The 12894-nt window shown below is 70.1% G+C and carries 13 protein-coding genes and 1 tRNA gene; 7 read left to right on the forward strand and 7 right to left on the reverse strand.

Features of this window, described 5'->3' with window-relative positions:
- Positions 1-8: 8 nt before the first annotated feature.
- On the reverse strand, positions 9-1268 hold the full coding sequence (gene larC / locus RIE08_10195; protein ID MEQ8717968.1) for a nickel pincer cofactor biosynthesis protein LarC: 1260 nt from the start codon (positions 1266-1268) through the stop codon (positions 9-11).
- The gene (larB, locus tag RIE08_10200) at positions 1265-2023 is read right to left on the reverse strand and encodes a nickel pincer cofactor biosynthesis protein LarB (protein ID MEQ8717969.1); all 759 of its coding nucleotides are present in this window, start codon (positions 2021-2023) and stop codon (positions 1265-1267) included. Before larB ends, larC begins: the two co-directional genes overlap by 4 nt.
- A 19-nt stretch (positions 2024-2042) precedes the next feature.
- On the opposite strand from larB, the gene pheA reads away from it, so the two are divergent.
- The gene (gene pheA, locus RIE08_10205) at positions 2043-3008 is read left to right on the forward strand and encodes a prephenate dehydratase (GenBank protein MEQ8717970.1); all 966 of its coding nucleotides are present in this window, start codon (positions 2043-2045) and stop codon (positions 3006-3008) included.
- Between the two features lie 30 nt (positions 3009-3038).
- Positions 3039-3123 (forward strand) — tRNA-Ser (locus RIE08_10210).
- An 8-nt stretch (positions 3124-3131) separates the two neighbouring features.
- Here the strand turns inward: RIE08_10210 and RIE08_10215 are convergent.
- Positions 3132-4478: a DUF222 domain-containing protein gene (locus RIE08_10215; GenBank protein MEQ8717971.1), complete on the reverse strand. Its 1347-nt coding sequence runs from the start codon at positions 4476-4478 to the stop codon at positions 3132-3134.
- 124 nt (positions 4479-4602) lie between these two features.
- On the opposite strand from RIE08_10215, the gene RIE08_10220 reads away from it, so the two are divergent.
- Together RIE08_10220 and RIE08_10225 are read left to right on the forward strand one after the other, a co-directional pair.
- Positions 4603-4950 (forward strand): antibiotic biosynthesis monooxygenase, encoded by a 348-nt coding sequence (locus RIE08_10220; GenBank protein MEQ8717972.1) that lies wholly within the window; start codon positions 4603-4605, stop codon positions 4948-4950.
- Positions 4951-4972: 22 nt separating this feature from the next.
- The gene (locus RIE08_10225; protein MEQ8717973.1) at positions 4973-6562 is read left to right on the forward strand and encodes a hypothetical protein; all 1590 of its coding nucleotides are present in this window, start codon (positions 4973-4975) and stop codon (positions 6560-6562) included.
- A gap of 68 nt (positions 6563-6630) precedes the next feature.
- Here RIE08_10225 and RIE08_10230 read toward each other — a convergent pair whose 3' ends face one another.
- Positions 6631-7110 carry a Dps family protein gene (locus RIE08_10230; GenBank protein MEQ8717974.1) on the reverse strand — a complete coding sequence of 160 codons (480 nt, stop codon included), beginning with the start codon at positions 7108-7110 and terminating at the stop codon, positions 6631-6633.
- 192 nt (positions 7111-7302) lie between these two features.
- Between RIE08_10230 and RIE08_10235 the strand changes: the two genes are divergently transcribed.
- Positions 7303-8379 (forward strand): hypothetical protein, encoded by a 1077-nt coding sequence (locus RIE08_10235; protein ID MEQ8717975.1) that lies wholly within the window; start codon positions 7303-7305, stop codon positions 8377-8379.
- Between the two features lie 9 nt (positions 8380-8388).
- On the opposite strand, the gene RIE08_10240 is transcribed toward RIE08_10235, so the two are convergent.
- The 3 genes from RIE08_10240 to RIE08_10250 are packed head-to-tail and all read right to left on the reverse strand — an operon-like array spanning position 8389 to position 10767.
- Entirely contained in the window at positions 8389-8850 is a 462-nt protein-coding gene (locus RIE08_10240) for a cupin domain-containing protein (GenBank protein MEQ8717976.1), read from the reverse strand.
- 49 nt (positions 8851-8899) lie between these two features.
- Complete coding sequence (locus RIE08_10245) at positions 8900-9544, reverse strand: response regulator transcription factor (GenBank protein MEQ8717977.1); 645 nt, start codon at positions 9542-9544, stop codon at positions 8900-8902.
- Positions 9541-10767, reverse strand: a complete 1227-nt coding sequence (locus RIE08_10250) for a PspC domain-containing protein (protein ID MEQ8717978.1) — start codon at positions 10765-10767, stop codon at positions 9541-9543. The genes RIE08_10245 and RIE08_10250 overlap by 4 nt, the downstream gene beginning before the upstream one ends.
- 110 nt (positions 10768-10877) lie before the next feature.
- On the opposite strand from RIE08_10250, the gene RIE08_10255 reads away from it, so the two are divergent.
- Together RIE08_10255 and RIE08_10260 are read left to right on the forward strand one after the other, a co-directional pair.
- A complete protein-coding gene (locus tag RIE08_10255) occupies positions 10878-12482 on the forward strand; it encodes a molybdopterin-dependent oxidoreductase (GenBank protein ID MEQ8717979.1) in 1605 nt (534 codons plus the stop codon).
- Between the two features lie 62 nt (positions 12483-12544).
- Positions 12545-12894: hypothetical protein (locus tag RIE08_10260; protein MEQ8717980.1), on the forward strand; the 350-nt coding region annotated here is incomplete at its 3' end.

The following is a 12894-nucleotide window of genomic DNA, read 5'->3' on the forward strand; positions in this document are numbered from 1 at the left end:
CGACGAGGTTACGCCGGTGCCGGGTCGTCCCGAGACGGCCCCTCGGGCGGGCCGGCGTCGCTGGCGTCGGACGGTTCGATCGACACGGGAGCTGGGCGACGCGCCCGGCGACGCCACGACTCCTCGGCGAGAGAGACGACCTCGCGCAACGGCAGCCCGATCTGCTCGGAGGCCCGTGCCGCGTCGTCGTGTTCGACCTTCACCCGGTCGGCCGAGACCTTGACCCGCACCGGTCGTCCCTCGACGTCGACGGTGTCGATCCGGCGGGCCTCGGGCCAACGCTCGAGCCGCTGACCGCGCAGCCCGAGGCTGCCGGTCTCGGCGAGGATGACCGCGGCCACCTGGTCCACCAGGGCGGGGTCCACCAGGGCCGACACCGTGTACGCCGGCCTGCCCTTCTTCATCACGATCGGTGTGATCCACGCGTCGTGTGCCCCGGCGTCGAGCATCGCCGAGATCGCATGGGCCAGGGTCTCACCCGTCGCATCGTCGACGTTCGTCTCGAGCAGCGTGACCGGCTGACCCGTCGCCCGGGCACCGTCCAGCTCCCCGACGACGGCCTGGGTGAGGTTGGGCCGGTGTTCGTGTTCGCGCTCCCCCGCGCCGAAGCCGCTCGCCATGATCGTCATCGGCGGAAGCGGTCCGAAACCCCGGGCCAGCGCAGCGAGAAGAGCGGCGCCGGTCGGTGTCGTCAGCTCGTGTTGGATGTCCACGCCGTACGTCTCGCTCCCGGCCAGCAACTCGACGACCGCGGGCGCCGGCGTGGGGATGAGACCGTGGGAGGAGCGGACCATCCCGCGCCCGACGGCCACCGGCGACGAGTGCACCTCGTCCACACCGAGGACCTCGAGTGCGGCACACGTGCCGACGACGTCGATGATCGAGTCGATCGCGCCGACCTCGTGGAAATGGACCTGCTCGGGGGGGCGCCGGTGCAGGCGCCCCTCGGCCCGGGCCAGCGCGTCGAAGACGGCCAGTGCGCGCGTGCGCACACGGTCCGGGAGGCGGGCCTCCTCGACGAGGGCCGAGATGTGCGTGGCCGTCCGGACGACCTTGGTCTCCTCGGCGACGACGACGGCCCGGGTGGCGGCGATGCCACTGCGCATGACGGGCTCGGCCCGCAGACCCCACCCCGACAGCGGGAGACGCTCGCAGATCGACGTCACCTCGTCGACGTCGGCCCCGGCGTCGATCAGCGCGCCGAGGGCCATGTCGCCGGCGATACCCGAGAAGCAGTGGAACCAGACGGCCCTGCGGGGGGTGGTCATCGCTGCTCCACCCGGGCCATGACCTGCAGGAGTCGCAGTACGGCCATCGCCGCGCCGAAGCCGTTGTCGATCCCCACCACGGTGACCCCAGACGCACAGGACGCGTGCATGGCCAACAGCGCGGTGACACCTTCGAGGCCGGCGCCGTATCCCACGCTCGTGGGCACGGCGACCACCGGCGCCTCGGTCAGGCCACCGACGACCGACGCAAGGGCGCCCTCCATGCCGGCGACCACGATGACGGCGTCCGCTGCCGTGACCTCGTCGAGGTCCGCCAGCAGCCGGTGCAGTCCCGCCACGCCGACGTCGGTCAGGCGGCGGGCCGCGACACCGTGGGCCGCGAGGGTGGCAGCCGCCTCTGTGGCGACGGGGAGATCGGAGGTTCCCGCGGCGGCGACGAGCACCCGCTCGGAGCGGGGATCGGCGGGGCGCCACACGAGGGTGGCGTCGAAACGCTCGCCACCGGGATGCGCAGCATCGAGCGCAGCGGCCTGCGTGTCGTCCACGCGGCTGACGAGAACGGGGCCGTCGGAACCCGACAGGAGTTCGCCCACGATGGCCACGCACTGGTCGGGAGTCTTACCCGGGGCGTACACGACCTCGCCCAGACCCTGGCGGACGCGACGGTGGTGGTCCACCCGCGCGAAGCCGAGATCGGCGAAGGGAAGACGGCGCAACTGGGCGACGGCGTCGTCGGGGTGACGGTCGCCGGCGGCCACGGCCTCGAGCAATTCACGGATCGCGGTGGAGTCCACGTCACTATCCTGCCGAGTCGTGACGCTTCCCGCAGCCTCCGGGCACTCCGACCCATCCGCGATGAGGGTCGGTTACCTCGGCCCCCACGGCACGTTCACCGAGCAGGCGCTGTTGACGCAGGCCGATCTGGCGTCCGCCGAACTGGTCATGTTCGGCTCGTTTCCGGCGGTCATCTCGGCCACGGAGTCCGGTGAGGTGGACCTGGGTTTCGTCGCGATCGAGAACTCGATCGAGGGCACGGTGAACGTCACCCAGGACGCGCTCGCGTTCGAGACGGACCTGCTGATCCAGCGCGAGGTCATAATCTCGGTCCAGCTGGAGCTGCTCGCGCTGCCGGGCGTCGACCTCGCTCAGGTCGAGCGGGTGATCTCCTACCCCCATGCGCTGGCGCAGTGCCGCCGCTTCCTGCGCGAGCACCTGCCGAACGCCCAGATGAAGGCGGCGAACTCCACCGCCGACGCAGCACGCCTGCTCGCCGAGGAGGACGACACGACCGCGGCGGCGATCGGCACGGCCCTGGCCGGCGACCTCTACGGGCTCACGGCCCTGGCATCCGACATCGAGGATCATCCGGGCAACCAGACCCGCTTCGTCGTCGTCGCCCGCGAGGGCGTCCCTCCCCAGACCGGGCTCGACAAGACGTCCATCGTGATCTTCCAGCGGGCCGACCGCCCGGGCTCCCTACTCGCCATCCTCCAGGAGTTCGCCGCCCGGTCCATCAACCTGACCCGCCTCGAGTCACGCCCCACCAAGCAGGGCCTCGGCGACTACTGCTTCCTCATGGACCTCGAGGGTCACATCGCGGACGAACTCGTCGCCGACTGCCTCATGAACCTGCGCGCGAAGCAGGCCGACGTGAAGTTCCTGGGCTCGTACCCCGCCGCCGCCGAGAACGGCCACGAGGCGCGCGCCGACGTGTCGGAGTCCTGGCGCGAAGCCGAGGCCTGGCTCGAGGCGCTGCGCGGCCAGATCCGCCCGGGCTGAGTCACGTCCCGCCGGTTACCCTCTGTGGCTGGAGGGATGGCAGAGCGGACGATTGCGACGGTCTTGAAAACCGTTGAGGTGCAAGCCTCCGGGGGTTCGAATCCCCCTCCCTCCGCGTGAGCCCTACGGGGGAATCTCGGTGCCGTCGGGTCTGGCGGTGTGCCACTTGCCGTCGGCGTCCCGCCAGGTGCTGTAACCGTGGTTCTTGATGCGGTTGTGGAAGCCGCACATCGGCCCGGCGTTGGCGGGATGGGTTTCGCCTCCGTCACGGAACGGTCTCAGGTGGTCGATCTGACACTCTGAGCCCGGGCGGTGGCACCCCGGCCAGAGGCATTCCGTCGCGGTGGCCTGAACGGCGGCCCGGACGGCGCCGGTGAACAGCCTCACCGGGCGGCTGCGGTCCAGCGGCACGCCCGCCGCGTCGACGAGGAGCCGCCGGATGGCCCCGGTGAGCGATGCGGCGACAGCCTCGCGCGGTTCGAGCCGCACCCCGTCGAGCGTGTGACACCCGTGTCGACGGGACCGGGCGGCGTCCACCGCGTCCGAGGGGTCCACGGGGTCCGTGCGGCCGGTCTCGAACCAGCCGAGAGCCCGCTCCCAGGTCTCGGGATCGAAGACGATCGTGGTTTCGGTCGGGACTCCCGGGGGAGCGGCGGCACTCGCGGCCGCGGCTCCGGTCATGGCGTCGAACGCGTCCGCACGCCGCTGGCCCGGCGTGCGAGGCAGATGGTCCTCGCAGGCGGCGTCGCCGCGCTCCGCGCGTGCGGCGTCCCAGTCTGCGCAGGCCTCGGCGTGGATGAACGCCTGGAACCGTTTGTTGATGCATGCGCCCTGGATCGCGCCGAAGCCGCCCTCGAGGTCCCAGCCGAGATCCGGCCGCTGGGTGAGCCTCACGTCGCGGTTGGCGTGGTTCCGCTCATTGCGGTCACAGGTGCCGTCCTGATCCACCATGCGCTCGAAGTCTCCGACGAAGAAATCGAAGTCGCGGTAGTTCATCTCCCGGGCGGCGTCGGCGAAGAGCTCGTCGCAGGAGACCAGGGCGTCGCGGACGCGTTCGTTGGAGTGGGCCCGCGTCATGCGAGCCATGTGACACACGCCGATCGCGCCGGCCTCGAACCACTTGCGCACCGCCGGCATCTCGGCGACCGTGCGTGCCGCATTGCGACGACGACCCCCCACGGCCCTTGCGGTGTCGGCGCGATGAGCGACCGATGTGGCTGCGGAGCGGTGGCCGTCGATCCGGAACAGACCCTCACGGTCCACCCGGCCCGCCATGGCGACCCCCACAGCCTCGACCCGCCGACGCAACGTCTCCACCGTTGCTATCGAATCCATCACCGCACGGCCCTCGAGTGCGTCCAGGTGCTCGAAAAGGTCGTCGACCGCTGCGTTGGCGCGCTCAACCGCACCGAACAACGCCGCGGCGCCCGACGGGTCCCCCTGCGTTGAATCGAACACCTGTTCGTCCATGACCACAGCTTACGTGGCCGCAGTGACAGCCAACGGCCCCCTCGCCGGGACTTCTGCAACCCTGCGCCCGCCGGACTAGGTTCGGTCGGCGCCGCCCGCCCGGGTCGCGCAGAGGGGGAATCCCATGGACACCATCCAGTTCACCGCGACGTTTCCGAACATCGCTCCCGACAAGCTGGCCGAGTTCAAACAGAACATCAGCGCAGCACTCGAGAAGGTGCGGACCGAGACGGGCGTGCGCCAGTACGACTGGTTCTTCAACGCGGACGAAACCGTCTGCGTCGTGCGGGAGACCTACGCCGACTCCGACGCGATCCTGGCCCACGTCGCCAACGTCGGCGCCCTGATCGGACCGATGGCCGAGATGGGTGGCGGGCTGGAGCTCGAGGTCTTCGGCTCGGTCTCCGCCGAGGTCGCCGAGGGACTCGCCGGACTCACCCCAACCATGTACTCGCATTTCGAGGGTCTCTAGAACCGTCGACTAACTTCGGGCCATGACCTCCCGGATTCCAGCTCTCGCGATCCTCCTCGTTCTCTCGCTGCTCGCATCTGCCTGCGGCGGAGGTGGCGACGACGCCGCGACCGATGCCTCGCCCGCGCCCACAGCGGAGTCCTCTCCGGACCCGACCGGCGGCGCCACTCCCGAGACGACTCCGGACCCGACCAGCGAAGCCACTCCCGACATCACACCCGAGGCGACGCCCACGTCCCCCGCGGTCGGCCCGCCACCAGTCGATCCGGCCGACGCGGAGATGCTGGAGGAGCTCCTACCCCAGATTCCCCCGCTGTCGGCGCCACCCACCGTCGACGACGCAGCAGAACTTCCGAACGACCACCTCGCGGACATGTTCGAGGCGGTGCTCGCGGCGATGGTCCAGGATCCGCCGATCATCGACGCCGCCGTGTCCGGCGCTGTCGAGGAGCGCTGGATGCCAGAGGTCGTGCCCGACCTCGTCATCCGGACCTTCGCCATCGACCAGGCCGTCACCGCCCGCGTGATGGGCGTCATCGAGGCATGGGCGGAAGCCGGGGCGGCCGGCGTCTACGCGCCGGACCCCACGACGTACTTCGCGACCCGCAGCGCCGCAGCGCGGAACCTGCGGCAGGCGAACGAGCTCGCCGTGGAGATCCTGTCGGCCGCGCTGGACCTCCCCTTGGAGGACCGTCTGTGCGTCGCCGAGTCTCTGCGGACCGCATCCAACGAGTGCGACGGGCCCGCGGCCGACCTGATCGATCCGGTCTTCGACATCAGCCTCTCGGACCTCGAACTCCCCGACGACGCCGACGACGACGTCGGCGACGAGGCTCTGTGCGAGGCCTGGGATTCCGCCGTGGACTCTCTCGGTCTGGATCCGGCGACGGTGGAGTCCATCGAGTACGCGATCGACGACTCGCTCGCCGACACCCGGTTCCTCAACCGCTCGGAATGCCGCTACGAGGCAGACCTGGATGAGGACGTCGAGGCCGACCTCGACGAGGGGTACGACGCCCTGGAGAACATCTACGCCGCGGCCATCGACGTCGTGCTCGAAGCAGGCGGCGTTCCCGAAGACGGCGAGAACGGTGTGCCCCTCGACTACGACCCCGAACTACTCGCCCTCGAGGCCCGCACGATCTTCGCCGCGGCGCGAGAAGCGGCACTGAGCTACCAGAACGTGGACGAGAGCGTGGCCCGCTTCCAGCTGATGGCACTCGTCGACGTCGGTGCATCGACAGCTCAACTGCAGTCGAGCTGGGCAACATCGACCGCCGCATCCTTGCGCTCGGCACCGAAGCGCTCGAGTGCTGGTACGAGTCGGATTTCTCCGAGCGGGCGAACTGTGATCCCGGACTCGAACAGTTCGTCGCCGAAGACACCGCTGCCTTCGAGGCGTTCACCGCTCAGCATGGCTTCAGCGACACGGTGGAGTGGGACGACTTCGACGACCTGTACGAGGACCGGTGCGATGTCTGGGTGGGGGTCGCCCGGTCCTATCCGCCCGAGCAGTACCCAGCGATCGAGATGGCCGTCGAGTACCTCGAGGCCTTCTACTCCAACCTCGACCTGCGCGGCTGCGAGACCCTCACCTGAACCACCTCGGTAGTCGACGAGCTGAATTCGATCCCGGCTTTCGACGACCTCGGCGTGGCGTACTGCGGGTAGGGACCGGCGTCAGGCGAGGAGGCTGCGCAACATCCAGGCGGTCTTCTCCGACACCTGCATGCGCTGGGTCAGGAGGTCCGCAGTGGCCTCATCGGCCGCCTTCTCGGCGACGGGGAACACCGATCGGGCCGTCCGGGCGACGGTCTCATGGGCTGCGACGAGGCGTCGCACCATCTCCATCGCGTCGGGACGGTCGGTGTCCTCCGTCACGGCGGACAACTCGGCGAACTCCCGATAGGTGGCAGGGGCGGGCTCGCCGAGGGTACGGATCCGCTCGGCGACCTCGTCGACGGCGAGGGCGAGCTCGTTGTACTGCTCCTCGAACATCAGGTGCAGCGTGTTGAACATGGGGCCTTCGACGTTCCAGTGGTAGTTGTGCGTCTTCAGGTAGAGCGAGTAGCTGTCGGCCAGGAGTCGGGAGAGACCCTCGGCGATGGCGACGCGATCTTCCTCGGCGATACCGATGTCGATGGCGGGCTGGGGAGCCATGTCATTTCCTTTCGTGGCGAGGTCCGGCGGACCCACCCGGAAGACGAGGTCAGATGACGGGACGCCGGCGGCGGATCCGGCGCCCCGTCGCCACCTTCTACGTCCGGGCGACCCGTCTGGTTGCACCCGGCTCGACGAGTTCCGGCGTCTGCGCCCGGCCACGTACCGCCCACCCGGACTACCGTTGCGGCCATGAGACCGGTCATCCGGGGAATCTCGATCGCAGCTGCGATTCTGTTGGCGGCCGGCTGCAGCGGCGGTGACGACGCCGACGCGGCCGCCACGGCGACGCCGACCGCAACCGCAACCGCAACCGCAACCGAGGCTCCGACCGCCACCTCCACCACCGCCGCACCGACGACGTCCACCACCGAGCCGCCGACCACAACGACCACCCTTCCGCCACCGGTCGACGCCGGGCTCGACCTCCCCAGGTCCGGCACCTACGCCCACGTGGTCATCACGTTCACGGCCGCCGAGTACGCCAACGACACCCCGGGGACCCGCCTCGACGACGAACCCGAAGTCGGCGAAGAGCGCTACCTGTACCTGGACTACGAGATGGAGTTCGAACAGGGGTACCCGGGCACGTCCGAGACCTTCGAGGTGGCCGACTTCTCCCTCGTTCTCGCCGACGGCAGCGCGGTCGCCTCCGAGATGGTCGACTTCCGCCGCAGGATCCTCGTCCAGGGCGACGGACCACAGAGCGTCGCCCTGGCCTTCCCCGGCGACGGCTACGACCTCGGCGGCGCGACCGTGGTGTTCGACAACGACGTGAACGAGCCCATCGTGATACCCCTCGACGGCCCCGAACCCACGGATCCGTACCCGCTCACCGTGGTGGTCGACGAGTCGGCCGACGTCGTCTACGAGGGCGGCTGCGCCGACGCCCCCGGCTCGGTCTCGGTCCTCGATGCCGAATGGGACGTCGATGCCGGCCTGGACGAGGACGCCACACGCATCGTCGGCGCCGGAACGACGAGGACCGTCCGCGGCGAACGCTTCGTGAGAATCCGCCTACAGGGCGTCGCTGGTCAGGGCAACTGCGGGGGCACCGTCTTCACGGACGACGCGTTCCGACTCGTGATCGACGGCCTGCCGATCGGCTCGGAGAACAGTTTCGCGAAGGCACTGGACAACGGCGAGGGCGTCGAGGTGATCTTCGGATTCCGGGTGCCCACCGACGTCGCCGAGTTGTTCCTCGATGTCGGCGTGGCCGACTCGACCCCGGCCCGCTTCGAGATCCCCGTCCCGGACGAGTTCGGGTGACCGGCGGCTCTACTCGTCGACCAGAACGGTGTTGGCGACGCCCTCTGCTCCCATGTTCAACACCAGGAGCTTGACCGGCTCGTCGCTGAGGTTCATCCCGTTGTGGACGATCTCCTGGGCCTCCATCAGGGCGTCGCCCTCGCGGTAGGTGCGGGTCCCGTTCTCCCCGTAGTCCACCGTCAGGGTCCCCTCCAGGATCAACGCATAGAGCGGGGCCTCGTGGTAGTGCCGGCCCGTCTCTTCACCGGGCTGCATGGTCAACACCACCGATGTCAGCGTGGCGGGGCCCGAGGGCCACTCGAGCGGTTGGCCCAGGATCGTCTCGGAGGCCTCGAGGACCGGCACGATCCTCTCGTCGCTGTCGAGAGCGCCGTCGATCGTGGTGCCCGCGACCCGCAGGTCGTCATCCCCGCCGCAACCCGCGGTGAACATCACCAGGCAGGCCACGCAGGCCGACAGAACTCGCCGCATCACAGGCTCCAGTCACCGTTCATGAGAAGGGGATCGGCCCGGCGGCCGCTCAGATGAGCCTGCGGCGCGCGGCCCAGTTCGTCAATTCGTGACGATTCGAGAACTGCAGCTTGCGCAGCACCGCCGAGGCGTGCGTCTCCACCGTCTTCACCGAGATGGACAGGCGCTGCCCGATCTCACGGTAGGTGTAGCCGCGGGCGAGGAGGCGCAGGACCTCCTTCTCCCGGTTCGTCAGGAGATCCAGTTCGGGGTCGTAGGGCTCGTGGGTCTCGCCGGCGAAGGCATCGAGGACGAAGCCGGCGAGCCGCGGCGACAGAACGGCCTCGCCCGCCGCGACCCGGGTGATGGCGTCCCGCAGGCCGTCGGCCGAGATCGCCTTGGTCACGTAACCCCGTGCCCCGGCCCGGATCACCGAGATCACGTCCTCCGCCGCGTCGGATACCGACAGTGCCAGGAAGACGGTCCCGACCTCTGTCTCGTCGACCGTCCGTCGGATGACCTCCGGGCCGTTGCCACCGGGTAGGTGGACGTCGAGGAGGACCACGTCGGGACGGGCCGTGGCGATCACCGCCACCGCCTCGTCGACGTCCCCCGCCTCCGCGACGACGTCGAAACCGTCGCCGGCCAACTCACTGCGCACACCGGCGCGGACGATCTCGTGGTCGTCGACGAGCACGATCCGAAGCGGTCTCACCGGCCGTTCCCCGGCAGTCGCAACTCGACCTCCGTGCCGACCCCGGGGGCCGAGGACACCGTCGCCGAACCGCCGAGACGCTCGATGCGTCCGACGATCGAGTCCCGCAGACCACGTCGGTCGACGTCGACAGCGTCGAGGTCGAACCCGGCACCGGTGTCGCGTACGAATACCTCGGTGGCCGCCTCCCCCACCTCGGCGAACACGTCGACCCGGGCCGCTCCGGAGTGCACCGACGCGTTCGTGACCGCCTCACGGATGGCGGCGAGGAGACCCTCGTGGCGATCGTCCATGTCGACGTCGCCGACGACGACCACCTCCACCGGCACCCCGTGAACGGCCTCGACCTCGGCCACCGTCGCCTCGAGAGCCGCGCGCAGCCGACCAACCGAACGGTCAGCGGTCCCGCCGTAGAGCCAGGTTCGCAGCTCGCGTTCCTGGCGGCGGGCGTGCCGGACCATCGCGCGGGGGTCGTCCGCGCTGCGCTGGATGAGCGCAAGCGTCTGAAGCACCGAGTCGTGCAGGTGGGCGGCCATCTCCGCGCGCTCCTCGGACCGGATCCGCGCCCGACGTTCCTCGCCCAACTCGTCGATCAGACGGGACCCCCACGGGGCGACGATGAGCCACACCCCGGCGAGCGCGATGGCCACCGCGACGAGGGCGGCCCCTGCCGTTCGGATGTCGAAATTCGCCGCGGCGACGAGTCCCACCCCGGCACCCGCCAGGACCACACCCGCCGCGATCCGCACGAATGACCACCGTCCCTGCGCACCCGCGATGGGCATCGGACCCGACGCGACGGCGTCACCACCGATCACGGCCCGGTCGACCGTGACGACGACACCCGCCGCCAACAGGGCCGCCGGCCACACCACCGCGTGGGAGAAGCCCGGCGTGTCCTGCAGACCCAGGAGGGCCCCGAGGACGATGAGGCCCACGGCGGCCACCCGGAGCCGCTCCGAACCGGCCTTGGGAATCCGGTCGGGCCCGACCTCACCGCTGCGAGCCGCCGCCACGACGAACACCAACCAGCAGAGCGCGTACAGCGCCAGACCGACCCCACCGGCGAGGGCGAGGACGACGAACGCCAGGCGAACCACCAGTGGGTCGGCACCGATTTCGCGGGCGATCCCCGCCGCGGTGCCCGAAACCATGCGGTTCTCGGAATCCGGGTGGGGAACGTGCCAACGGGCGGGGCTGGTCGCCGAAACGGACATCGCCATCGGCGTCATTGTCCCACGACGCCGTCGACGCCACATCGGGGACGACCTCAGGGACATCCCCGAGGGTCGGCCGGACCAATACGGATCCGGGCCGGTTCCGAACACCGGTCATGAGCACCCCTGTATCCGACACCGAGTCACCCGACACCGAGTCAGCCGACACCGCGCCCGCGCGCCGGCCGCGGGCCTCCGTTCCGGCCGCTGCGGCAGCCGGCATCGTCGCGGGGCTCGTGGCTCTCGGGCTGGCCGAACTGGTCGCCGGGTTCACCCGCCGGTGGCGATCGCCGGTCCTCGATGTGGGCGACCGCGTCATCGACCGCGTGCCGAGCTGGATGAAGGACCTCGCCATCGACTGGTTCGGAACGAAGGACAAGCTCGCACTGCTCGTCGGCATCGGCGTACTGCTCGCCGGCTACGCCGCGCTCGTCGGCGTCGTCGCACTACGCCGGTCGATTCGCGTCGGGCTCGGCGCGCTCGGTGTTTTCGGCGCGATCGGCGTGTGGGCGGCACTGGGACGACGGGTGGAGGTGCCGGTGAGCGTCGTGACCCCCTCGGTCGTCGGCACGATCGCGGGTTGCGCCGCCCTGTACGGACTGTGGCGGATCAGCGAGCCGGGCACCGCCAACCGGCCCACGGACGACAGCGGCCGCCGGACGTTCCTGGTCGGCATGGGCGCACTGGCCGCGACCGCCGGTGCGCTCGCCGTTGCGGGCCGCTGGCTGCAGGGGCGCTTCTCGGCGGCCGCGTCGCGCGCCGAGGTGGTCCTCCCCCGGCCCCTCCGGACCCTCGACGCCCCCGACCCCGGTGTCGCCGTGGGCGTCGACGGCGTGACGCCCTTCATCACCCCCAACGACGACTTCTACCGGATCGACATCGCTCTGACAGTTCCGCAGGTCCCGGCCGACACGTGGCGGTTGCGGGTGCACGGGATGGTCGAACGGCCCTACGAGATCACCTTCGCGGAACTCCTCGAACGTGAGCTCATCGAAACCGACATCACGATGACCTGCGTATCCAACGAGGTCGGCGGAGGTCTCGTCGGCAACGCCCGCTGGCTCGGCGCCCGGCTCGACGCGCTCCTCGACGAGGCCCGCGTGCTGCCGGAGGCGGACCAGGTCGTCGGGCGCTCGGTCGACGGCTGGGAGTGCGGCTTCCCTGTGGAGGCCGCCACCGACGGACGTGACGCGATCGTCGCCGTCGGGATGAACGGCGAGCCGCTCCCACTCGCCCACGGCTTCCCGGCGCGGCTCGTCGTCCCGGGGCTGTACGGCTACGTGTCGGCCACGAAGTGGCTCACCGAGATCGAGCTCACGACGTTCGACGCGTTCGACCACTACTGGGAACGGCGCGGCTGGGCCCGGGAGGGTCCGATCCGCACCCAGAGCCGTATCGACACGCCCCGGGGGCTTCAGCGGGTCGCCCCGGGCGTGGTCCCCGTGGCGGGCGTCGCCTGGGCGCAGACCCGGGGCATCGCCGCCGTCGAGGTCCAGGTGGACGACGGGCCCTGGATGGAGGCCGAGCTCGCGGACGCGCTCAACGACACCACGTGGCGCCAGTGGGTCTGGCGCTGGAACGCCTCACCCGGTCGCCACACGCTGCGCTGCCGCGCAACTGACGGAACCGGAGCAATCCAGACGGCGGACCGCTCCGAACCCATACCCGACGGCGCAACCGGCCACCACGAGGTCGTGGTCCTCGTCGAGGACCCGACCTGAGGTCGGCGCAACCGAGATCCCAACCCCAACCCCCGAAACCGAAAGTGAAAGGTACCGAACCGATGAAGAACCGAATGCTCTTCAAGCTCCTGGCCCTCCTGTTGACACTGGGCCTCGTGGCCGCCGCCTGCGGCAGCGACGACAACGAAACCGCTGCCGTCGATGACGGCGACGACACGACATCGGAGCCGGCCACCGGTGACGAGATGGACGACATGGACGACGCCGGCGAGGACGAGATGGCGATGATGCCGTTCGGTCCTGCCTGTGAAGCGGTGCCCACAGAAGGTGAGGGCTCCTTCGACGGCATGGCCGACGACCCCGCCGCCACCGCGGCATCGGCCAACCCCGTGCTGTCCACCCTGGTGACCGCCGTGATGGAGGCCGACCTCGTCGACACCCTCAACAGCGA

It is taken from the genome of Acidimicrobiales bacterium, assembly GCA_040219085.1.
Classification (GTDB): domain Bacteria; phylum Actinomycetota; class Acidimicrobiia; order Acidimicrobiales; family JAVJTC01; genus JAVJTC01.

Excerpts from the sequence above, each read along its gene's own strand:
- larC (MEQ8717968.1), bottom strand. The coding sequence starts at position 1,268 with ATGACCACCCCCCGCAGGGCCGTCTGGTTCCACTGCTTCTCGGGTATC.
- RIE08_10215 (MEQ8717971.1), bottom strand. The coding sequence starts at position 4,478 with ATGGACGAACAGGTGTTCGATTCAACGCAGGGGGACCCGTCGGGCGCC.
- RIE08_10220 (MEQ8717972.1), top strand. The coding sequence starts at position 4,603 with ATGGACACCATCCAGTTCACCGCGACGTTTCCGAACATCGCTCCCGAC.
- RIE08_10225 (MEQ8717973.1), top strand. The coding sequence starts at position 4,973 with ATGACCTCCCGGATTCCAGCTCTCGCGATCCTCCTCGTTCTCTCGCTG.
- RIE08_10230 (MEQ8717974.1), bottom strand. The coding sequence starts at position 7,110 with ATGGCTCCCCAGCCCGCCATCGACATCGGTATCGCCGAGGAAGATCGC.
- RIE08_10235 (MEQ8717975.1), top strand. The coding sequence starts at position 7,303 with ATGAGACCGGTCATCCGGGGAATCTCGATCGCAGCTGCGATTCTGTTG.
- RIE08_10240 (MEQ8717976.1), bottom strand. The coding sequence starts at position 8,850 with ATGCGGCGAGTTCTGTCGGCCTGCGTGGCCTGCCTGGTGATGTTCACC.
- RIE08_10250 (MEQ8717978.1), bottom strand. The coding sequence starts at position 10,767 with ATGGCGATGTCCGTTTCGGCGACCAGCCCCGCCCGTTGGCACGTTCCC.
- RIE08_10255 (MEQ8717979.1), top strand. The coding sequence starts at position 10,878 with ATGAGCACCCCTGTATCCGACACCGAGTCACCCGACACCGAGTCAGCC.